20 protein-coding genes are annotated in these 19,941 nt (G+C 65.6%); 14 read left to right on the forward strand and 6 right to left on the reverse strand.

Annotation, left to right across the window (positions count from 1 at the left end):
- Window positions 1–524: 524 nt before the first annotated feature.
- The 3 genes from HV826_RS33010 (at window position 525) to HV826_RS33020 (ending at window position 6,842) form a co-directional block, all read left to right on the forward strand.
- The gene (locus HV826_RS33010; protein ID WP_176421014.1) at window positions 525–3,041 is read left to right on the forward strand and encodes a ribonucleoside-diphosphate reductase subunit alpha; all 2,517 of its coding nucleotides are present in this window, start codon (window positions 525–527) and stop codon (window positions 3,039–3,041) included.
- 78 nt (window positions 3,042–3,119) lie between these two features.
- Window positions 3,120–4,130: a ribonucleotide-diphosphate reductase subunit beta gene (locus HV826_RS33015; RefSeq protein WP_176421015.1), complete on the forward strand. Its 1,011-nt coding sequence runs from the start codon at window positions 3,120–3,122 to the stop codon at window positions 4,128–4,130.
- Window positions 4,131–5,021: 891 nt separating this feature from the next.
- Entirely contained in the window at window positions 5,022–6,842 is a 1,821-nt protein-coding gene (locus HV826_RS33020) for an ATP-binding protein (RefSeq protein WP_176421016.1), read from the forward strand.
- A gap of 770 nt (window positions 6,843–7,612) precedes the next feature.
- On the opposite strand, the gene HV826_RS33025 is transcribed toward HV826_RS33020, so the two are convergent.
- A complete protein-coding gene (locus HV826_RS33025) occupies window positions 7,613–8,575 on the reverse strand; it encodes a hypothetical protein (protein WP_176421017.1) in 963 nt (320 codons plus the stop codon).
- Window positions 8,576–8,687: 112 nt separating this feature from the next.
- Here HV826_RS33025 and HV826_RS33030 point away from each other — a divergent pair, with 112 nt between their 5' ends.
- Window positions 8,688–9,338 carry a hypothetical protein gene (locus tag HV826_RS33030; protein WP_176421018.1) on the forward strand — a complete coding sequence of 217 codons (651 nt, stop codon included), beginning with the start codon at window positions 8,688–8,690 and terminating at the stop codon, window positions 9,336–9,338.
- A 3-nt stretch (window positions 9,339–9,341) separates the two neighbouring features.
- On the opposite strand, the gene HV826_RS33035 is transcribed toward HV826_RS33030, so the two are convergent.
- Window positions 9,342–9,977: a LysE family translocator gene (locus HV826_RS33035; protein WP_176421019.1), complete on the reverse strand. Its 636-nt coding sequence runs from the start codon at window positions 9,975–9,977 to the stop codon at window positions 9,342–9,344.
- 83 nt (window positions 9,978–10,060) lie between these two features.
- Entirely contained in the window at window positions 10,061–10,897 is an 837-nt protein-coding gene (gene aqpZ / locus HV826_RS33040) for an aquaporin Z (protein ID WP_176421020.1), read from the reverse strand.
- Between the two features lie 233 nt (window positions 10,898–11,130).
- Between aqpZ and HV826_RS33045 the strand changes: the two genes are divergently transcribed.
- On the forward strand, window positions 11,131–11,400 hold the full coding sequence (locus tag HV826_RS33045) for a hypothetical protein (RefSeq protein WP_176421021.1): 270 nt from the start codon (window positions 11,131–11,133) through the stop codon (window positions 11,398–11,400).
- 60 nt (window positions 11,401–11,460) lie between these two features.
- Here HV826_RS33045 and hpt read toward each other — a convergent pair whose 3' ends face one another.
- Genes hpt through HV826_RS33060 form a run of 3 tightly spaced genes read right to left on the reverse strand, consistent with a single transcriptional unit; the run spans window position 11,461 to window position 13,435 of the window.
- Window positions 11,461–11,994, reverse strand: a complete 534-nt coding sequence (gene hpt, locus HV826_RS33050; RefSeq protein ID WP_176421022.1) for a hypoxanthine phosphoribosyltransferase — start codon at window positions 11,992–11,994, stop codon at window positions 11,461–11,463.
- A gap of 10 nt (window positions 11,995–12,004) precedes the next feature.
- Window positions 12,005–12,820: a uracil phosphoribosyltransferase gene (locus HV826_RS33055; RefSeq protein ID WP_002634163.1), complete on the reverse strand. Its 816-nt coding sequence runs from the start codon at window positions 12,818–12,820 to the stop codon at window positions 12,005–12,007.
- Between the two features lie 15 nt (window positions 12,821–12,835).
- Window positions 12,836–13,435 (reverse strand): thymidine kinase, encoded by a 600-nt coding sequence (locus HV826_RS33060; RefSeq protein WP_140794212.1) that lies wholly within the window; start codon window positions 13,433–13,435, stop codon window positions 12,836–12,838.
- Window positions 13,436–13,629: 194 nt separating this feature from the next.
- Between HV826_RS33060 and HV826_RS33065 the strand changes: the two genes are divergently transcribed.
- The 9 genes from HV826_RS33065 to HV826_RS33105 all read left to right on the forward strand — a co-directional run bounded on the left by HV826_RS33065 (window position 13,630) and on the right by HV826_RS33105 (window position 19,928).
- Window positions 13,630–14,010, forward strand: coding sequence for a DUF5658 family protein (locus tag HV826_RS33065; protein ID WP_176421023.1), 381 nt, complete (start codon window positions 13,630–13,632; stop codon window positions 14,008–14,010).
- Window positions 14,011–14,144: 134 nt separating this feature from the next.
- Complete coding sequence (gene spoVG, locus HV826_RS33070; RefSeq protein WP_163784678.1) at window positions 14,145–14,444, forward strand: septation regulator SpoVG; 300 nt, start codon at window positions 14,145–14,147, stop codon at window positions 14,442–14,444.
- Between the two features lie 47 nt (window positions 14,445–14,491).
- On the forward strand, window positions 14,492–15,442 hold the full coding sequence (locus HV826_RS33075) for a ribose-phosphate pyrophosphokinase (protein ID WP_176421024.1): 951 nt from the start codon (window positions 14,492–14,494) through the stop codon (window positions 15,440–15,442).
- Window positions 15,443–15,615: 173 nt separating this feature from the next.
- Entirely contained in the window at window positions 15,616–16,275 is a 660-nt protein-coding gene (locus HV826_RS33080; RefSeq protein WP_176421025.1) for a 50S ribosomal protein L25/general stress protein Ctc, read from the forward strand.
- 81 nt (window positions 16,276–16,356) lie between these two features.
- Entirely contained in the window at window positions 16,357–16,932 is a 576-nt protein-coding gene (gene pth / locus HV826_RS33085) for an aminoacyl-tRNA hydrolase (RefSeq protein WP_176421026.1), read from the forward strand.
- A 270-nt stretch (window positions 16,933–17,202) separates the two neighbouring features.
- The gene (rpsF, locus tag HV826_RS33090) at window positions 17,203–17,670 is read left to right on the forward strand and encodes a 30S ribosomal protein S6 (RefSeq protein WP_163784674.1); all 468 of its coding nucleotides are present in this window, start codon (window positions 17,203–17,205) and stop codon (window positions 17,668–17,670) included.
- 51 nt (window positions 17,671–17,721) lie between these two features.
- On the forward strand, window positions 17,722–18,117 hold the full coding sequence (gene rpsR, locus HV826_RS33095) for a 30S ribosomal protein S18 (protein WP_163784673.1): 396 nt from the start codon (window positions 17,722–17,724) through the stop codon (window positions 18,115–18,117).
- A 27-nt stretch (window positions 18,118–18,144) separates the two neighbouring features.
- Window positions 18,145–18,588 carry a 50S ribosomal protein L9 gene (gene rplI, locus HV826_RS33100; RefSeq protein ID WP_176421027.1) on the forward strand — a complete coding sequence of 148 codons (444 nt, stop codon included), beginning with the start codon at window positions 18,145–18,147 and terminating at the stop codon, window positions 18,586–18,588.
- Between the two features lie 173 nt (window positions 18,589–18,761).
- Window positions 18,762–19,928: an acyltransferase gene (locus HV826_RS33105; protein ID WP_176421028.1), complete on the forward strand. Its 1,167-nt coding sequence runs from the start codon at window positions 18,762–18,764 to the stop codon at window positions 19,926–19,928.
- The last annotated feature ends 13 nt before the right edge of the window (window positions 19,929–19,941 follow it).

The raw sequence follows: 19,941 nt of genomic DNA on the forward strand, positions 1-19,941 counted from the left end.
CAGAGACCACCGGGGAGGCCCTGGACGAGGCCCCCCAGGCCCCCACCGGGGCGGATGCGGGCGGTGTGGTTCCAACCCCTCCGTAGGGCCCTTTCTGACCGCCCACGGTGGATTCCAGGACGCCCACACTCCACGTCCCTGGGAGGGGGCACGCACTGTTCACCGAACGACTGCGAGATCGGCTCGGAGATCGATCATAGATTGCACGGGCCATGCCGGGCCGAGCACTAGATCTCGCGTTGACAGGCTGGATACCCCCCCATAGCTTGTGGCTGGTCGATGGCGCCCCACCAGCCGATGTGGCTGGGAGCGGGGAAGAGGAGGGATTGTGGGTTTCTTGCTTACAACATCAATCTGGCCCATGAATCCCCCCAGACACGCCGTCGATTCCAGCCGCTAGTCCCGTCCCGCCGGAACGGGATTCACCTGAACAATTTTCCAGTAACGTGGTGGGGGAGTCCGCTTCCCTGGACAGGCCTCGTGTCTGCCCGAAGCGCCCTGCTTTTGTCTGGAGTGAGCCGCTCGTGAACTTCGATACGCCCGTGAAGCCTTCCGCCAACATGTCTGTCCCGCCCGTCTCCTCCGGCCCGTCCACGCCGGCGACGACGACAGCGCCGACGGGCGCCGCTGCCTCGGGCGCGGTTGCTTCCGAGCCCACGGCGGGCGACTTCAGCGCGACCTCCATGCGGGTGCGCAAGCGCAACGGCGGCACGGAGACGGTGGACCTCAACAAGATTGTGCGCGCCGTGGGCCGCTCCTGCGTGGGCCTGCCCCGCGTGGACGCGATGCGCGTGGCCACGAAGACCATCTCCGGCCTGTATGACGGCGCGACGACGCGCGAGCTGGACAGCCTCTCCATCCAGACGGCCGCCGCCCTCATCGTGGAGGAGCCCGAGTACGGCCGCCTCTCCGCGCGCCTGCTGGCCACCTTCATCCAGAAGGAGGTCAGCAACCAGGACATCCACTCCTTCAGCCAGTCCGTCGCGGCGGGCCACAAGCACGGGCTCATCGCGGACCGGCTGCTCCAGTTCGTCCAGGCCAACGCGCGCAAGCTCAACGCGGCCATCGACCCGTCGCGCAACGACCTCTTCGAGTACTTCGGCCTGCGCACCGTCTATGACAGGTACCTGCTGAAGAACCCGCAGACGCGCGAGGTGCTGGAGACGCCGCAGGAGTTCTTCCTCCGCGTGGCCAGCGCGCTCAGCGGCGACAACGTGAATGAGGCCATCGAGCTGTACCGGCTGTTCAGCTCGCTGGAGTACCTGCCCAGCTCCCCCACCCTGTTCAACTCAGGCACGCGTCACGAGCAGCTGTCGAGCTGCTTCCTGTTGGACTCGCCCGCGGACGAGCTGGACGCCATCTACAAGAAGTACTCGGACATCGCGATGCTGTCGAAGTTCTCCGGCGGCATCGGCGTGGCGTACCACCGGGTGCGCGCGCGCGGCTCGCTCATCAAGTCCACCAACGGGCACTCCAACGGCATCGTCCCCTGGCTGAAGACGCTGGACGCCTCCGTGGCGGCGGTGAACCAGGGTGGCAAGCGCAAGGGCGCGTGCTGCGTGTACCTGGAGACGTGGCACGCGGACATCGAGGACTTCCTGGAGCTGCGTGAGAACACCGGCGACGACGCGCGCCGCACGCACAACCTGAACCTGGCCAACTGGGTGCCGGACCTCTTCATGAAGCGCGTGGAGGCGGACGGCGACTGGAGCCTGTTCGACCCCAAGCGCGTCCCCCACCTCACGGACCTGTACGGCGACGCCTTCGAGCAGGCCTACGCGAAGGCGGAGGCGGACGGCCTGGCCATGCGCAAGGTGAAGGCGCGGGACCTCTACGCCCGGATGATGAAGTGCCTGGCGCAGACGGGGAACGGTTGGATGACCTTCAAGGACATCAGCAACCGCAAGAGCAACCAGACGGGCAAGGCCGGCAACGTCATCCACCTGTCCAACCTGTGCACCGAAATCCTGGAGGTGACGAGCCAGGGTGAGACGGCGGTGTGCAACCTGGGCTCGCTGAACCTGAGCCGGATGCTGGTGGACGGGAAGTTCAACTTCGACCGGCTGCGCGCCAACGCCCAGCTCGCGATGCGGCAGCTCGACCGCGTCATCGACCTGAACTACTACCCCATCTCCGCAGCGGCGGCGTCCAACAAGCGCTGGCGCCCGGTGGGCCTGGGGTTGATGGGCCTCCAGGACGTCTTCTTCCAGCTCAAGCTGGCCTTCGACTCGGCGGAGGCTCGCGCGCTGTCGAAGAAGATTTCGGAGGAGATCTACTTCGCGGCGCTGACCACGTCGTGCGAGCTGGCCGAGCAGTACGGCGCGCACGAGTCCTTCCCGGAGACGCGGGCGGCCAAGGGCGAGCTCCAGTTCGACCACTGGGGCGTGGTGCCCGAGGACACGGCGCGCTGGGACGCGCTGCGCCAGCGCATCATGAAGCACGGCCTGCGCAACTCGCTGATGATTGCGATTGCGCCCACGGCGACGATTGCTTCCATCGTCGGCTGCTACGAGTGCATCGAGCCGCAGGTGTCGAACCTGTTCAAGCGCGAGACGCTGTCGGGTGACTTCCTCCAGGTGAACCGCTACCTGGTGCGGGACCTCCAGGCGCTGGGGCTGTGGAACGAGAACATCCGCAACCGCATCAAGATGGCGGAAGGCAGCGTGCAGGACATCACCGAGCTGCCGGAGAACCTCCGCACGGTGTACCGCACGGCGTGGGAGCTGCCGATGCGCGCGCTGCTGGACATGGGCGCGGACCGCGGGGCGTTCATCGACCAGAGCCAGTCGCTCAACCTCTTCGTCGAGACGCCGAACATCGGGAAGCTGTCCTCGATGTACTTCTACGCGTGGCAGAAGGGCCTGAAGACCACCTACTACCTGCGCTCGCGCCCGGCGACGCGGATCGCGAAGGCGACGGTGGGCACGGGTGGCGGGGCCAGCGTGGCGCAGGCCGCCCCTGCCCCGGTGGCGAAGGCGACCGAGGCCGAGGCGGTGGCCTGCTCGCTGGAGAACCCGGAGGCGTGCGAGGCCTGCCAGTAGGCCCTGCTGGACGCTGACGCTTCGCCGCAGAACGACTGAATCGAATCACCGCGCCGCGGCGCGAGGAGCACGGAAGCGATGCTGTTGAACCCTGGCCTGAATCTCACGCTGCGCCCGATGGCGTATCCGCAGTTCTTCGAGATGTACCGGAACGCCATCAAGAACACGTGGACCGTGGAGGAGGTGGACTTCTCCACGGACCTGGTGGACCTGCGCTCGAAGATGACGGACGCGGAGCGCCACCTCATCCACCGGCTGGTGGCGTTCTTCGCGACGGGAGACAGCATCGTCGGCAACAACCTGGTGCTGAACCTGTACAAGCACCTGAACGCGCCCGAGGCGCGGATGTACCTGTCGCGCCAGCTCTACGAGGAGGCGCTGCACGTCCAGTTCTACCTGACGCTGCTGGACACCTACGTTCCGGACCAGGCCGAGCGGGCGATGGCCTTCGCGGCCATCGACAACATCCCCTCCATCCAGCGCAAGGCGCGGTTCTGCATGAAGTGGATGGACAGCATCCAGGGGATGGACACGCTGCAGACGAAGCAGGACCGGCGGCAGTTCCTGCTGAACCTCATCTGCTTCGCGGGCTGCATTGAAGGCCTCTTCTTCTTCGCGGCCTTCGCCTACGTGTACTTCCTGCGCAGCAAGGGCCTGCTGAACGGCCTGGCGGCGGGCACCAACTGGGTGTTCCGGGACGAGAGCGCGCACATGGCCTTTGCTTACGAGGCCATCCAGGTGGCGCGCAAGGAGGAGCCGGACCTCTTCGACGCCCAGATGGAGCGCGACGTGGTGGCGATGCTCCGCGAGGCCGTGGAGTGCGAGCTTCAGTTCGCCCAGGACCTGCTGAGCGGCGGCGTCATGGGCCTGTCCGTGCAGGACATGCGCGGCTACCTGGAGTACGTGGCGGACCAGCGGCTCCAGATGCTGGGCATGTCGCCGGTGTTCGGCACGAAGAACCCGCTGCACTTCATGGACCTGCAGGACGTGCAGGAGCTCACGAACTTCTTCGAGCGCCGCGTGTCGTCGTACCAGGTCGCTGTTGGGGTTGGTGCGGCGACCGACGTGGTTCTCGACGCGGCGTTCTGAACGGCTGTGCGCTGTGTCCCGGGGCGCGGTTTCAGGCGCCCCGGTTGAGGGCAGCGCGCGGACGGGTCACCAGAACTTCCACCAGAGGCGTTTCGGAGGCTCGGGAGTCCCCTCCTCCATCGCATGGATGGGTGGAGTCACAGGGGCGCGAGCCGCGACTCCTTGATTCATCGCCTGCACTCCTTCCAGGGAGATCCCGACGAGCATTGTGACGAACTCCACGCCATGCGAGTTGGAGCCGGCTGCGGCAACTTTTTGAGTGCGTCCAGCACGGCGCTCCGTCCAGCGACGGCCATGAACTGACCACGCGTGAGCGTTTTCCCCGAAGCTGCCAGCTTCGCTACTCGGACTGACTCCTACCAGAGCGGATCTTACGCCAGCGAGGCTTCGTGCCGCCCGGAGCAGCCCACTCCATGTACTCCGCCGCCACGGAGGCTTCGCGCCCCAAGTAATGGCGAAGACGGTTCCCGACGCCTCGGGAATGAAGGACACCAGATTGTCCGGCTTGAGGACCGAAGCCCCTCGACGCAAAGCCCATGTCGGATTTTTTAGATGTCTAAGTCCGGCAGTTCAATGAATGCCGCAAACTCGCGGCCCACGTCAGCGCCACACTGAAAGTTCAGGAACACTCCCCTACCTCGTGGCACGAAGCACCGTGAGCTTCGCTCAAGTCGCGCAGTGGCTCAGCGGCTAGGATGGCGTCTATATCGAGTCTAAGAAGCATAACATGCATGTACAAATGACCCCAGGCATGATTCTTGGCGGTCTTGATTCCAGGCCTGGAAAGAGAAGAAAATGAGCGCTACGGCATCGCCCACCCAGGAGATTGTCAATGCTCTTCATCTACACCAGCCATCACACACACAGCAAGCTCGCTGGATGCTCAAGTAGTTGAGCAGCACCTACGTCTTGGCGCTGGTGCACACAGCTCAGGACGAGCCGTTCGCCTATTTGCAGGTGCATTCGCCAAGCGGACTGCCAGCCCATTCAGTTATCAGCCCCTCCAAAGGAGACCACATGAGCTTCAATCAAGCCAAAACTGCCCTTCTTGACGCGCTACGCCTATCTGAAACCCCGGTAATCGCCCTCCACGGAGATTGGGGCTCAGGGAAGACGCATCTATGGAACGACATCCTACCCGAAGCAAAGACATTGGAATTCCATCCAATCTACATCTCATGCCTAAACCATAACTCAATCGACGCCCTCAAATCCGCCACACTAAGCGCGCTACTAATCGGACAATCCACAACGGCAAAATTCACAGCCAAGGCAACAGAGGCCGCGATCGGATACGTAAACAGCAAGCTCCCAGACGGACTAAAAATCACCACATCGCTCGCAGATCTCCAATCACTCCTCCCTAGCCTACTGGAATCATTCCCCAGCAAACCACTCATCGCATTCGACGACATTGAACGCGCCACCGACAAAATCGACGCAACAGAACTACTGGGCTTCATCACGCATCTGACAACTCTCGGCAGCGCCAAAATAATATTAATTATCAACAAAAACGAAATATCCAAAGATTCGAAATGGCACGAGCTAAGAGAAAAGGTAATAAACATGGAGATCGCCCTGACAATAACAACAGACAACTCCATCTCGATTGGCCTTGGCCAGATGCCGCAAAAGCACCTTGAGACGTTCACAAACTGCATCAAACAATTAAACATCACAAACATCAGAACAATCCAGCGAATGCGGCGCACATACAGGGCGCTAGATGAAACAGGACACATTCTTCCACACCAATGGCCATTCCTCATCCCCAGCATTGCCTTGTTTGTCGGAATCCATCAGGGAACACACAAAAACCCTCTCACGATCGAACAGGCCCTTAATCCATATCTGTTGAAATTTGAAGATCCTGAGAAACTAACAGAAGACCAAAGAGAGGCAAAGAGCCTGCTGGATGAGTACAAACTGGTCCATTCCGACGAATTCGAGTCTCAGGTGTTGGTGCCATATCTTGAACGCGGATATCTCGACCGCGCTGCATTGAAGAGCTATCGCGAGCTCTTTGATCGACGGCAACGCATCTCCAAAATCGAAGAAAATTTGAGGCTCGCCCACCATCGAATTCGCTGGGACACTAACTTCCCTCGGGACGAAATCAATCGCTTAATCTCCGACATCCTCAAGAGTGTCGACATCATTGACCTCGGCACCATCAACGCCGCAATCAAGCTCGCCGACGAGCACCTATCAAGTTCAACAGGCCCACAGATCGCACAGGAATGGATCTCAAGCCACAATAACGAAATAAACACATTCGCCAAAATGGACAGCCTTCAATATCAACACAGTATCGACGGACTTCATCCCCTACTATGCTCCGCCATCAAAACAGAAAGGCACAATCTCTTCCCTGCCCCCTCCATCAACCAAGCCTTCGACGATCTTGCCTCAAACAGGGACGAGAACAATGGATACATCGCACGGCTCAATGATGCATCCATTGATGAACTCGAGGATTTCCTCCACACATGTAGTTCGCATTCTCGACAGACCACTTTTGATGTTTTTTCGCGGTATCTTCGGAACGGAACTCCGACAGACATATTCTATAAAGCATCACAATCATTCAAGGAGGCGTGCCGGCGAATCACATCAAAGAACCCCAACTCTCGACTCGCGAAAATTCTCATGCGCGAGTTTGCCCGTGCTGGAATGACATCCGCATTAACGCCTAGTTCAAAACAGTGACTCCTCCCAAAAAAACGATGCCCGCCCGAAGACACACATCTCCGAACCCAATAAGGGCCCGATCAGAAATCACTTGGCCGTTTTCTGCGCCTGGAGGCCGATTTTCCGGGAATGGGAACGCCTCTCAGGGCTAAGTAAATTGTGAGCGGGCCCTTAACCCCAAAACCACCCTTTCGACCTTGAACGACAAATCAAAGTAATTAAATTTCGCTTGAGGCCACATTGAAGTCGAAGACATCGAACATGGGAGCCTCCATCACTTACATTCACCGATGGGCTGGCGTATGGAGCCTCTATCTCCCTTCCTTCGCGCGGATATTCCTCGCGGATACGAGGTAATCAGACGAGGCGGCAACCAATCATTGTCGCCATCCAAGAGCAAGAGCAAGAGCAAGAGCAAGAGCAAGAGCAGAGGGTGGAACAAATCGCGCTGCTCTTCGCGTGCTCGCCGATCAGCTTTGCGGCTGGTGCGAGGGTGGTCCAGGGCGAATTCTCGTCCTCTCTGTGCCCTTCAAAATTCAAAGGATGCCTTTCCCCGTGGAAAGCGCGCTCTCTCAATTTGTGTAAAAGACCGATGGTTACCTGTGGTGGTTCGGAAATGTGTACGAACCTGATTCAAGCAAACCGCTAGCGTGGTGGATCACTTCCGAGAAATAATCCCAGCGTCTCCTCAAAGAATATGAAGTATCGCTGCCCCTCTTTGCACAACGCTGCGCGCATTCAGCCGCAGGCCCCATACCAGGGACAAACCAAAGCGAATGAGTCGAGCGTCAAGTCGGCATCCCATGGAGCAACCACAGTAACGCCCCCACCACAAGATGCCCCCCGACGAACAGCGCCACCCGCCACGGTAGCCGCACCGGCCGGCCCTGGAAGTCATCAAACCGAACCAGGGCGAACAGGGCCCAGACCAGCGTCATCACCCCGCTGAGCACGAAGCCCGTCACCGGGCTCTCCACCGGCGGAGCGAAGATAAAGTGGTACAGCACGGCGGGAACCACGAAGGCCACCAGCAGCACCAGTCCCCAGACGCGCGCCGCGGGCACCAACGTCGCCGCCCTGCGCATCCTCCGAGCCCGTCCCAGCTTCGGCGCCATCTCGCTCACCGGCGTCGGCTTGGGCAGCACCTTCCCCTTCCACACCAGGTAGTGCGTGGCCATCAGCCTCGACGCGCGCGTCAGGTTGAAGCCCTCCACCGGCGTCCCCGCCGCCATCGCGCTGCGGCAGCTCACCGCCCAGTCGATGTAGTGGTGGACCTCCTCCAGCGGCAGCTTGACGATGCTCCGAATCACCTCGCGCGCCACCACGGGCGCCAGCGGGTCCACGGTCCACCCGTCCGCCCCCCGCGTGCTCAGCGCCTCGTCCTCTCGCTTCGCCCCCACGGGCACGCCCTCCTCGCCCTGGGACTCCAGCTCCCACGCCATGGTGCCCACGTCGCCCATCCACACCCGCGTGCACTTGAAGCCCGCTTCCTTCGCCAGGCTGGCCACGCGCGTCAGGAAGCCGTCCTGCTCCGCCGCCTCCGCCTCGCCTTCGACGACGCGCGGCGCTCCGAGCACCTGCACGTCGATGAGCGTCAGCGCCGGGCCGAACTGGAAGACGTCCGCGACGACGATGTCGCTCCGAGGCTGCTCCCCGAACGACGTCCCCAGTGCGGCGTCCATCCATTGACGGACCCTGGACCGGTCCGGGCTCCCATGAATCCAGAGGTGATTCGCGATGCCGTAGGCCATGAGTTCCTCGGCCCGGATGCCTACCAGAGACGCGGCGCCACGCTCCAGGGTGATTGGTGCCCCACCCGCGCATGGAGGCCACCCCGGGTCATGGTAGACAGGGACGCACCGCATGGACCGCCTGTCCCAACTCCTCTGGCTCTGGATGCTCTTCTTCGCCGTCAACGCCCTCTGGGCGCTGGCGCAGGCCGCCGTGGCCAGCACCCTGGGCGCACGGCCCGTGTCCATCGTCCTCGGCTACGGCCCCACCCTGCTCTCCGCCCGCCTGGGGAGCATCCTGTGGGCCTTCCGCCCCCTGGCGCTCGGCAGCGCGGTGAGCTTCGACGAGCCCACCGTCGAGGGCGCCCCCGCCAGGAGCCGCCTGCTCCAGCTCTCCCCGCCCCTGCACGCCGCCGTCATCCTCCTGCCCTGGGTCCTCCAGGTCGCCATCGCCATGGCCTGCCTGGGGCCCACGGAGGCCCTGCGCCAGTTCGTGAGCGGCTTCGCCGTGCCCTTCGAGCCCTCCCTGCTCCCCGGCCGCGTGGAGCGCTTCCTCGCGCTCCTCCGGGACGGCGACCTGCTGCGCGCCTGGGGCCTGATGAGCGCGAAGCTGGCCGCCCTCAACCTCCTGCCCCTGCCAGCGCTCGCCGGAGGCACCTTCCTGCTCCTGCCCTGGCGCAAGGGCTACCCCGTCTGGGCCGGCCTGCTCGGAGTCCTCGGGCTGCTGGCCGCCGTGCCGTGGGTCCTCTACGTGCTCTACGTGGTCATCAAGGCGCTCGTCTGACGCCTACGCCTGGCGCTGCAACGCCAGCCGCGCCCCCAGCACCACGAAGACGCCGCCCGTGACGCGCTTCTGCCACGCCGCCACCCTCGGGTTGCGCCGCATCCAGCCCCCGAAGGCCCCGGCCGTCGCCGCCAGCAGCACCAGCCACGACGTGCCCGTGACGGCGAACATCAACCCGAGCCCCAGGAACTGGAGCCCCGTCGAGCCCGCGGACGCGTCCACGAACTGCGGCAGGAAGGCCAGGAAGAACACGGCCACCTTCGGGTTCAGCACGTTGGTGACGACGCCGTCGCGGAAGATGCGCCGCAGGCCCAGGGCCGGGAGTGCCCGCACCTCCTCGGGGGCGCCGTCCTGGGAGCGCAGCATCTGCACGCCCATCCACACCAGGTAGGCCGCCCCGCCCCACTTCACCACGGAGAAGGCCAGCGCCGACGTCGCGAGCAACGCCGACAGCCCGAGCGCCGCCGCGCCGATGTGGAACAGGCCCCCGACGAAGATGCCCAGCGCGGAGACGATGCCCGCCTTGCGCCCCTGCCCCACGCTCCGGGCCAGCACGTACAGCGTGTCCGGCCCGGGCGTCAGGATGAGCGCGAGCGCCGCCAGGTAGTAGGCCGTGAGGCGCGTCGCGTCGAAGAACATGGCGGCTCCAGAGGGGGCACGACAGGCCCCTGTTCCCGGTCACCGTACCCGCCGGCGCCCCTCGCGAGAAGCGCCCCACGGCATCAAACGGGGGCGCGCGTTCCGGCCCGCTGGTCCGTGATGCGCGCCTCACGCTCGCGCCGCAGGGCCCGCTCGGCCTCCTCCGCGCTGATGGGCACGGAAGGACGGAACACCGTGCGGTACACCGCCGCCGCGGTGGCGCCTCCCAGGAGCGGCGCCACGATGAACAGCCACAGTTGCCCCAGGGGCACGCTCCCCGCGAACAACGCCGGCCCCAGGCTGCGCGCCGGATTCACGGACGTGTTCGTCACCGGAATCCCCACCAGGTGGATGAGCGTCAGCACCAGGCCAATGGCCAGCCCCGCGAAGCCCACCGGCGCGCGCGCGTCCGTGGCGCCCAGCACCGTGAAGACGAGCAGGAAGGTGAGCACCACCTCGGTGAGGAAGGCCGACCCCATGCCAAAGCCATCCGGCGAGGCGGCGCCGTAGCCATTGGTCGCCAGCCCCTGCGTCGCCACCGAGTAGCCCCCGGGCATCCCCCGGGCAATCAGCAGCACCACGCCCGCCGCGACGATGGCCCCCACGCACTGCGCCACCACGTAGCCGGCCGCGTCCTTGCCCTCCATCTTCCCCGTCAGCAAGAGGCCCAGCGTCACCGCCGGGTTCACATGGCAGCCGGAGATGGGCCCAATCACGTACACCATGGCCAGCAGCGACAGGCCAAAGGCGAGCGCTACCCCCTGGAAGCCGATGTGGTCCCCCGCCAGCACGGCCGCCCCGACGCCGCCCAGCACCAGGACGAACGTCCCGATGAACTCGGCAACGTACTTCCGGACGGCTTCGTTGCGGTGGTGCTTGCCCGCCCGAGCCAGCGCGGCCCTGTCCGTGGATGCATCCATGGTCCGCCTCGTTTCACGCGCCCAGACGCCACGCCTCAGCGCATTCTTCCAGGCACGCTGTGCATGGACCGGGAGACGACAACGCGAAGCACCGCGTCACGGCCGCTGAGCGGCCCCCGTGCGCGGCCCAAGGCCCTCCGCCTCCCCGGCCATTCACAGACACGCCCGCTTTGACTTTCAGGCTGGTGGGCGACAGCCTGCATGAGCCGTCCCCCACCTCGAAAGGACTTGTCATGAAGGCTGCAACGCTGCTGCTCGCTGTGACGACGCTGCTGTCCGCGGTTGGCTGTGGTCCGGTGGATGCGCCGGAGGTTGAAGCAGACCTGGGCCAGCGCGAGAGCGAGCTCTACAACTGCGACACGCTCAAGTATCCCTGCCCCAACGGCACCTTCATCCGGTGTCCCTCGGGCACGCAGTCGTGCGGGATGTACACGACGTGCTCGCTCTACTGCGACGCCATCGAGGTGCGCTGCGACTTCGCCGACCTCTGCCCGCTCATGTGACGGCGTGCTCCAGCCGGTGCGGCGCCGCGCACAGTGGGCGGCGCCGGCACCCGGCCGGGACTACTTGTTCTTCATCACCCCGATGAAGGGGAGGTTCCGGTACACCTCGCCGAAGTCGAGCCCGTAGCCGACGACGAAGAGGTCCTCGATGACGAAGCCCTTGTAGTCGATGTCCACCTGCGTCCGGGCGCGCGAGGGCTTCTCCAGCAGCGTGCACACCTTCAGGGACGCGGGGTGCCGGGCGCGCAGGTTCTCCAGCAGGAACTGCATGGTGAGCCCGGTGTCGATGATGTCCTCGATGATGAGCAGGTGCTTGCCCGCCATGGGCTTGCTGACATCGGTGGTGATGCGCACCTCGCCCGTGGACTCCGTGCCGCCCTGGTAGCTGGATACGCCCAGGAACTCGAACTTCACCGGCAGGTCGATGTGCTTCGCCAGGTCGATGGCGAAGAACGCCGAGCCCTTCAGCACGCAGATGAGCGTCAGGTCCTTGCCCGCGTAGTCGCGCGTAATCTCCGCCGCGAGCTCGCGCACGCGCGCTTGCAACTTGTCCTCGGGAATCAGGACACCGACTTCCTGCTCGTAGAACGCCAAGATTCCTCCGCTACACGTAAGCGTTGTTCATGATCTCCCCGAAGCCGCCGCCTCCAGGGACGATGTACTGCCGGTCATCCAGGCCCCGCTCCTTCTCCCAGAGCGCGCCCGGCTCGGTGCCGAACACCTCCGGCGGGGACAGGCCCCGGTCCAACCGAAGCGCGTAGATGATGACGTCCGGATGGTCCGTGGTCATCTTCCGCAGGTACTCCGGCGTGACGATGAGGTTCAGGGTGATGATGCGCCGGGGCGTCCCGGGCACCTTCTTCTTGTAGAGCGAAATCGCCGTGGACAGGCTCCCCCCCGTGGCCCCCATGGGGTCCGGGAAGAGCACGAAGGCGTCGTCCACGTCGCCGCCAATCTTCGCGCCGCCAATCTCCGAGCCCACCACCGCCTCCGCGGCGTCAATCATCCGGCTCATGATGATGTGGTCCTGGCGCACCACCGTCGGGTCCAACGTGGCGTTCATCAGGTCGTACGTCACCTGCGACGGCAGCGTGCCCGCCCGGGCGATGTTCACCGTCACCACCCGCACCTGCGGGTCGATGACCTCCCCCTGGTAGAGGCCCTGGGGCGTGGAGTCGATCATCCGCGTGGGCAGGCTGACGTTCTTCCGCGGGAACTCCGCGTTGAGCACCGTCTTCACCAGGTCGACGTACAGCGTCTCCACCAGGCGGTTGATCTGCGGCTGGATGACGCCCTTCGAACACAGCGTGGCCAGCTGGGTCAGGAGAAAGGGATTTCCCACCAGGTGGACGTGAGGCCCATAGTGGTGGGTCATCTCGTTCAGCTTGAAGGGAACATTGGAGTACAGGGTGTCGCGCATCCGTTCAGCTCCCGCTCAGTCGAACAGCTCCAGGGTCTGCGGCGGCGTGCCCTCCGCCGGCTCCGCCACGTGACACTTGCGGCAGCGCGGCTCGTACGCGCCCGCCGCCCCCACCACCACCCGCTCACCACTGGACACGATGCGCTGGGAGCGGTTGGCCGGGTTCCCACACACCACGCAGATGGCCAGCTCCTTCGTCACGTACTCCGACACCGCCATCAACTGGGGCATCGGCTCGAAGGGGCGCCCCTGGTAGTCCTGGTCCAGCCCCGCGCAGATGACGCGCAGGCCCTTGTTGGCCAGCGCCTCCACCACGGCGACCACTTCTGAACCGAAGAACTGCACCTCGTCGATGCCCACCACCTGGGTGTCGGGCGCGAGCCTGTAAAAAATCTCTTCAGCCCGCTCGATGGCGGTGGACATCACCTTGAGCTGCGAGTGGCTCACCACCGCGGATTCGTCGTAGCGGTTGTCGATGCGCGGCTTGAAGACCTGCACCCGCTGCTTGCCGTAGACGGCGCGCTGGACGCGGCGGATCAGCTCCTCCGTCTTGCCGGAGAACATCGAACCGCAGATGACCTCTATCCACCCGATATCTTTGGGGAATTGATGCAAGGAACGCTCACGGGCCGGGGGCGGAAGGGGCGCGGATAGTCTGCCACGACCCCAGGGGAGTCAACTTCCCGCCACGCCCGTCCCATAGCCGAATCGACCCCCGCTGTCGCCCGCTTCCTCGCCTGCCCGTCACCGGGCCTCGCGGGCGTTGGCAAGGCTCTTGAAGAGCACTGGCCTCGGACCGGCGAAGGGGGATGGGCGTGGCGGCGACGATTGGACCGATGCAGGGCGGGGCGTGGGGCAGCAAGGCTTCTTTCTACCTGTCACCGGCGTCCGTGGCGCTGTTGATGCTGAACCTGCTGGATGGGCTCTTCACGCTCTTCTTCCTCCAGCTGGGGGTGGCCGAGGAGCTCAACCCCATCATGCGGGTGGCCTATGAGCAGTCCCCGCTCTTCTTCATGTTCGCCAAGCTGGTCATCGTGAACGCGGGCCTGTGGCTCCTGTGCCTCCACCGGCACCTCAACGCCAGCCGCATCGCCATCCGGCTGGGCGCGGCCGTGTATGCCGTCATCGTGGTCTACCACCTCGCGTTCCTGACCCACCTGGTCATTCACTGGCCGCAAATGCTGAACTAGGCTCCACTCGCAGCGGCCGACTGTGGGGGCATTGAACAGTGGCGCGAATCTCTCTCGCGCCCGCGCTTGCATTTGACACCCAGTATGTCCCAGGCTTCCCCTCAGCTCCGACCTTTCGGGTTCGGGGGGGGACCATGAACATCACCGACGTCCGGGTGTTTCCGGTCGAAGAGGACAAGCTCAAGGCGTACGTCACCATCACCTTGGATCACTGCTTCGTCATTCGCGATTTGAAGGTCATTCACGGCTCGACCGGGCTCTTCATCGCGATGCCAGCCAAGAAGCGGAAGGATGGGACGTACAAGGACATTGCCCACCCGCTCAACGCGGATACGCGGAGTCAAATGGAACGCGTCATCTTGATAGAGTACGAGCGGCACCTTCATCAGGCGCAAGCCGGGATGCTCGTCGCGGCACCAGCGGACCTGGACTAACGACTTCTTTCCTTCCGTCCGCGTCCAGGTTAGTCAGCGGCCCCACCATGCAGCCGCGTGACTTCAAGGTGTTCGCCGGGAACTCGAATCCCGGCCTGGCGCATCGCATCTGTGAGTACCTCAAGCGCCCTCTGGGCAAGGCGGAGGTCGGCCGGTTCTCGGACGGGGAGATCCACGTCGAGATCGGCGAGAACGTCCGAGGCCACGATATCTTCGTCCTCCAGTCGACCTGCCCGCCGGCGAACGACCACCTGATGGAGCTGCTCATCATGTGCGACGCGCTCAAGCGGGCCAGCGCCGGCTCCATCACCGCCGTCATCCCGTACTACGGGTACGCCCGTCAGGACCGGAAGGTGGCCCCGCGCACGCCCATCACCGCGAAGCTCATCGCGGACCTGCTGGAGTCGGCGGGCGCCCAGCGCGTGGTGTCCATGGACATGCACGCCGGGCAGATCCAGGGCTTCTTCAACATCCCCTCGGACCACCTCTACGGCTCGCCGGTGTTCCTGGAGGACCTGCGCAAGCGCTTCCCGGAGTCGCAGGAGCTGGTCATCGTCTCCCCGGACGCCGGCGGCGTGGAGCGCGCCCGCGCGTACTCCAAGCGGCTGAACACGGGCCTGGCCATCATCGACAAGCGCCGCCCCCGCCCCAACGCGTCGGAGGTGATGAACCTCATCGGCGACGTGAGTGGCAAGGACGCGGTGCTGGTGGACGACATGGTGGACACCGCCGGCACGCTGGCCCAGGCCGCCGCGGCGCTGAAGGCCAAGGGCGCGCGGCGCGTGGTGGCCTACGCCGTCCACCCCATCCTCTCCGGCCCGGCCATCCAGCGCATCCAGGACTCGGTGCTGGAGGAGGTCGTCTTCACGGACACCGTGCCGCTGTCTCCGGCGGCGCTGGCCTGCTCGAAGATCCGCCTGCTCACCACCGACCGCCTCTTCGGCGAGGCCATTGCCCGCATCCACCGCGCCGACTCGCTCAGCTCGCTGTTCGTCTGAGCCGGTCCGCGCCCGCCTGCCGGGCGGCTTGACTCCAAGCCGTCCGGCTGGCATGTGCACGCCCTTCCATCGGCAGCCTCCACAGGCGCCGTCTTCGGGGCCCGCCACTGGGGCGGGATGCCGAGGGCGCCAGGGCGGCTGGTGGCACCCGCAGTCCCATTCGTGAGGATTCCATGTCCGCCAATACGAGCACCCTCGAGGCCAAGCCGCGTGAAGGTTCCGGCAAGGGCGTTGCCCGCCGCCTGCGCGCCCAGGGGCTGATTCCCGCCGTCGTCTACGGCAAGCACCTGGAGAAGCCGGTCCACATCTCCGTGGACCCCAAGGCGGTCCGCCAGGCCATCAACACCCCGCACAAGTTCAACACCCTGATCCAGATCAAGGTGGAGGGCGGTGACCGCCAGGTGCTCCTGAAGGACTACCAGATGGAGCCCGTCACCCGCGCCATCCTGCACGCCGACTTCCTGGACGTGCGCCCCACCGAGCAGGTGAAGGTCAACGTGCCGCTGGTGCTCACCGGCCGCGCGCAGGGCGTGGCGGACGGCGGTCTGCTCACCCAGGCCCGCCGTGAAATCGAGGTCTGGTCGCTGCCCGCCGCCATCCCCGAGCGCATCGAGGTGGACGTGACGGCGATGAAGATCGCCGAGGTGCTCCACATCAACGACCTGAAGCTGCCCCAGGGCGTGTCGGTGAAGACGAACGTCAACTACACCCTGGCCGTCATCAGCGCGCCGGAGGCCGCGGAGGCCGGTCCGGCGGCGGCGGCGGCGGCCCCGGCCGCCAAGGACGCGAAGGCGGCGCCGGCCAAGGACGCGAAGGCCCCGGCGAAGAAGTAGGCTGTCGCCTTCAGCGGTCCTTCTGGAGCGGGGCCGGCCCGGCAAGGGGCTGGCCCCGTTTCTCGTTTCGGGAGCCACGTCATGAAGCTCATCGTCGGGCTGGGCAATCCGGGGCGCGAGTACGAGCGGCACCGGCACAACATCGGGTTCATGGTGGTGGAGGCGCTGCTGTCACGGGCGCGCGCGGCGCTGAACCAGGAGAAGTTCGCGGCCAGGGTCGGCCAGGGCACCCTGGCGGGCGAGCGCGTCCTCTTCGTGGAGCCCCAGACGTTCATGAACCTGTCGGGCCGCTCCGTCGCGGAGGCGGCGCGCTTCTTCAAGGTGCCGGTGGCGGACGTGCTCGTCATCCATGACGAGTTGGACCTGCCCCTGGGCCGGCTGCAGCTCAAGGCCGGCGGTGGCAGCGGCGGCCACAACGGCCTCAAGAGCATCGTCTCCAGCCTGGGCGACGAGGGCTTCATCCGCCTGCGCTTCGGCATTGGCAAGCCAGAGGGGCCCAACGCCCGCGAGCGCGTGGCCGGCTACGTCCTGTCCAACTTCGACGACGGCGAGCGCCGGGAGCTGGAGGCGCTCATCGACCGGGCCATGGACATGACGGAGCTCTGGCTTCGCGAGGGCCTGTCGGTGGCCATGAACCGGTTCAACCGGAAGGCCTGAGGCGGGCCCCCGGGCCCCCCACGGGCCGGCGGACGAGGCGCCCGGCCGCTTGACTTGGCGGGGGCCCCCCCATAGAAGGCCCGTTCCCTCATCGGGGATGACCCGGTGGGATGTTCTTTTCCAGCTTCCCGTGTTGGTACACGGGACGTAGCGCGAAGGTGACGGGCGCGCGGTTTCCCGTCCCCGGCGGTGGGCCACCTGGGTCCGCTGGCCGTTTCCCCGCTCTCTGGATTCACCGGAGGGCACTCGACCCCAAGGGGAGAGAAAACAATGTCTGAGACGCAGGCCGCTACGCGGCTTCGTGAGTACGAGACCATCTTCCTGGTCAAGCCGGACCTGACGGACGACAACGTGGACAAGCTCAAGGAGCGCGTCCGCGGCATCGTTTCCCGCGAGGGTGGCAAGGTCATCCGCTTCACGGTGTGGGGCAAGAAGAAGACCCTGTTCCCCGTGGCGAAGCAGCCCCGCGCCATCTACGTGCACACCCACTTCCTGGGCGGCGCGAAGCTGGTGGCGGAAATCGAGCGTAACCTCCGCAACCTGGACGAGGTCACCCGCTACATCTCCGTGAAGCTGGCGGACGAGGTGGACCCCGAGACGCGTCCGGTGCTCGAGGACGTGAAGCTGGCCGGCGACGTGGAGGAGGCCCGTCCGGGTGCTCCCGCGGAGCGCGAGGGTGGCTTCCGTGCCGAGGAGCAGAGCGGCGACTCCGAGGAGGAGTCGACCGAGGAGGCCTGAGGGCCGCCTGGGTCAATTCGCTAGAGACCATTCCAGGATACGAGAACGCTCATGAGCAACGGAACGGATAGCAAGACGGCCTCTGCCCCCCCCGCCCGCAGTGGTGGCGGTGGTGGTGGCTTCGGCGGTGGTGGCTCGCGCGGTGGTGACCGGGGTGACCGCGGTGGTGATCGCGGCGACCGCGGCGGCGGGCTGGGCGGTGACGACGACAAGCGCGGCGGTGGCCGCGGGTTCGGCCGCAAGAAGGTCTGCCGCTTCTGCGCGGAGAAGAACGCGTCGGTGGACTTCAAGGACCAGGCGACGCTGAAGTACTTCGTCACGGAGCGCGGCAAGATCATCCCCCGCCGCATCTCCGGCAACTGCGCCAAGCACCAGCGCGAGGTGGCGGTGGCCATCAAGCGCGCCCGTGGCATCGCGCTCCTCCCCTACAACGCGGTGGTCGGCTAGTCCGCCGGTCCGCACAGGAGACTGAACATGAAGGTCATTCTGCGTGAGGACATCGAGCACCTGGGCAAGTCCGGGGAGCTCGTCACCGTGAAGGACGGCTTTGGCCGCAACTTCCTCCTGCCCCGCAAGAAGGCGGTGCTGGCCAGCGAGCAGAACCTGCGCCAGCTGGAGCATGAGAAGGCGGTCATCGTCGCTCGGAACGCCAAGCTGAAGGGCGCGGCCGAGGAGCAGGCGAAGAAGATTGGCGCCATCAAGGTCAGCATCAAGCGCCGCGTGGGCGACCAGGACAAGCTGTTCGGCTCCGTCACGGCGCTGGACATCGCGGAGGCGGTCGCCGCCGAGGGTCAGAGCATCGACCGCCGCCACATCCACCTGCCCGAGCCCATCAAGGCCCTGGGCAACTACGAGGTGGAGCTGCGCCTGCACCGCGAAGTCGTCGCGAAGATCAAGCTCGAGGTCCTGCCGGAGTAGTCCTCCGCGGGCTTCACTGAAGTGAGAGAGGGCCGTCCGGGGCAACCCGGGCGGCCCTTTCCTTTGCGCCCCACCCCACCCGTCCGGCTCATCCCCCCGTGGAACCGGCTGGCGACAGAGGCGTGGAGCGCCCGGGGCGCGGTGCGTATCCCGGAGCGGAAGGAGGCTCACCCATGAGCACCGCCGCCCCGCACCCCACCGATGAGCACCGCCCGGACCTGGACTGGCTCCGCGTGGTGGCCATTCTCCTGCTGCACCTGTTCCACACCGGGATGATGTTCAACACCTGGGACTGGCACGTGAAGAGCGTCCAGGCCCTGCCGTGGCTGGAGCCCCCCATGGAGGTGCTGCATCACCTCCGCATGCCGCTGCTGATGTGCATCTCCGGCCTGGGCACGGCGTTCGCGCTGCAGCGGCGCTCGCTGGGAGCCTTCGCCGGGGACCGCGCGAAGCGGCTCCTGGGCCCGTTGGTCTTCGGCATGTTCGTCGTGGTGCCGCCGCAAATCTACGTGGAGCGGCTCCAGCGCGGGACGTTCCAGGGCGGCTATGCGGACTTCTATCCGTCCGTGTTCGGCTTCGTGCCCTACCCCGCCGGCAGTTTCAGTTGGCACCACCTGTGGTTCATCGCGTACCTCTTCGTCTACTGCGTGCTCGCGCTGCCGCTCTTCGCCGCGCTGCGCACGGCGCGAGGCCAGTCCTGGCTCCAGCGCGCCGAGACGTGGCTGAGCCGGGGCTGGAACGTGGCGTGGCTGTTCCTGCCGCTCGCGCTCAACGAGGTGTTGCTGCGCCGCTTCCCCCAGACGCACGCGCTGCTGGACGACCCGCGGGCCTTCATCCACTACGGCCTCTTCTTCCTCGGAGGCCACGTGCTGGGCCGGTGCCCGCGCGTGGTAAAGTACCTGGTGGCCCGGCGCGAGGCGCTGCTGGCCGCCTGCGGCCTGCTCTTCGCCGTCATGGTGCCGCCAAACGAATACCCCTTCCCGCTGGAGACGCTGGGCCGCACCGCGCTGCAGTGGCTCTTCATCTTGACGGCGCTGGCCTGGGCGCGGGCCCGCATCCACGTCCGCCGCCCCTGGCTCCGGCACGCGCGCGAGCGGGCCTACCCCTTCTACATCCTCCACCAGACGAGCATCGTCGCCGTCGGCTTCGCGCTCGTGGACTGGGACGTGGGCCCCGGGAGTCTCTTCCTCGCGGTGCTCACGCTGTCGTTCGGCCTCACCTGGGGCCTGTGTGAAGGGGTGGCCCGGGTGCCCTGGCTGCGAGCGTGCTTCGGGATGCCGGCCCGCTCCAAACGGGCCGCGCCCATCCCCACCGCCGCCCCGGTGCATACTGCCGGATGACGCCCATGATGCC

Origin of the sequence: Myxococcus sp. AM010 (assembly GCF_013372585.1) — a bacterium.
In the GTDB taxonomy this organism is placed as follows: domain Bacteria; phylum Myxococcota; class Myxococcia; order Myxococcales; family Myxococcaceae; genus Myxococcus; species Myxococcus vastator.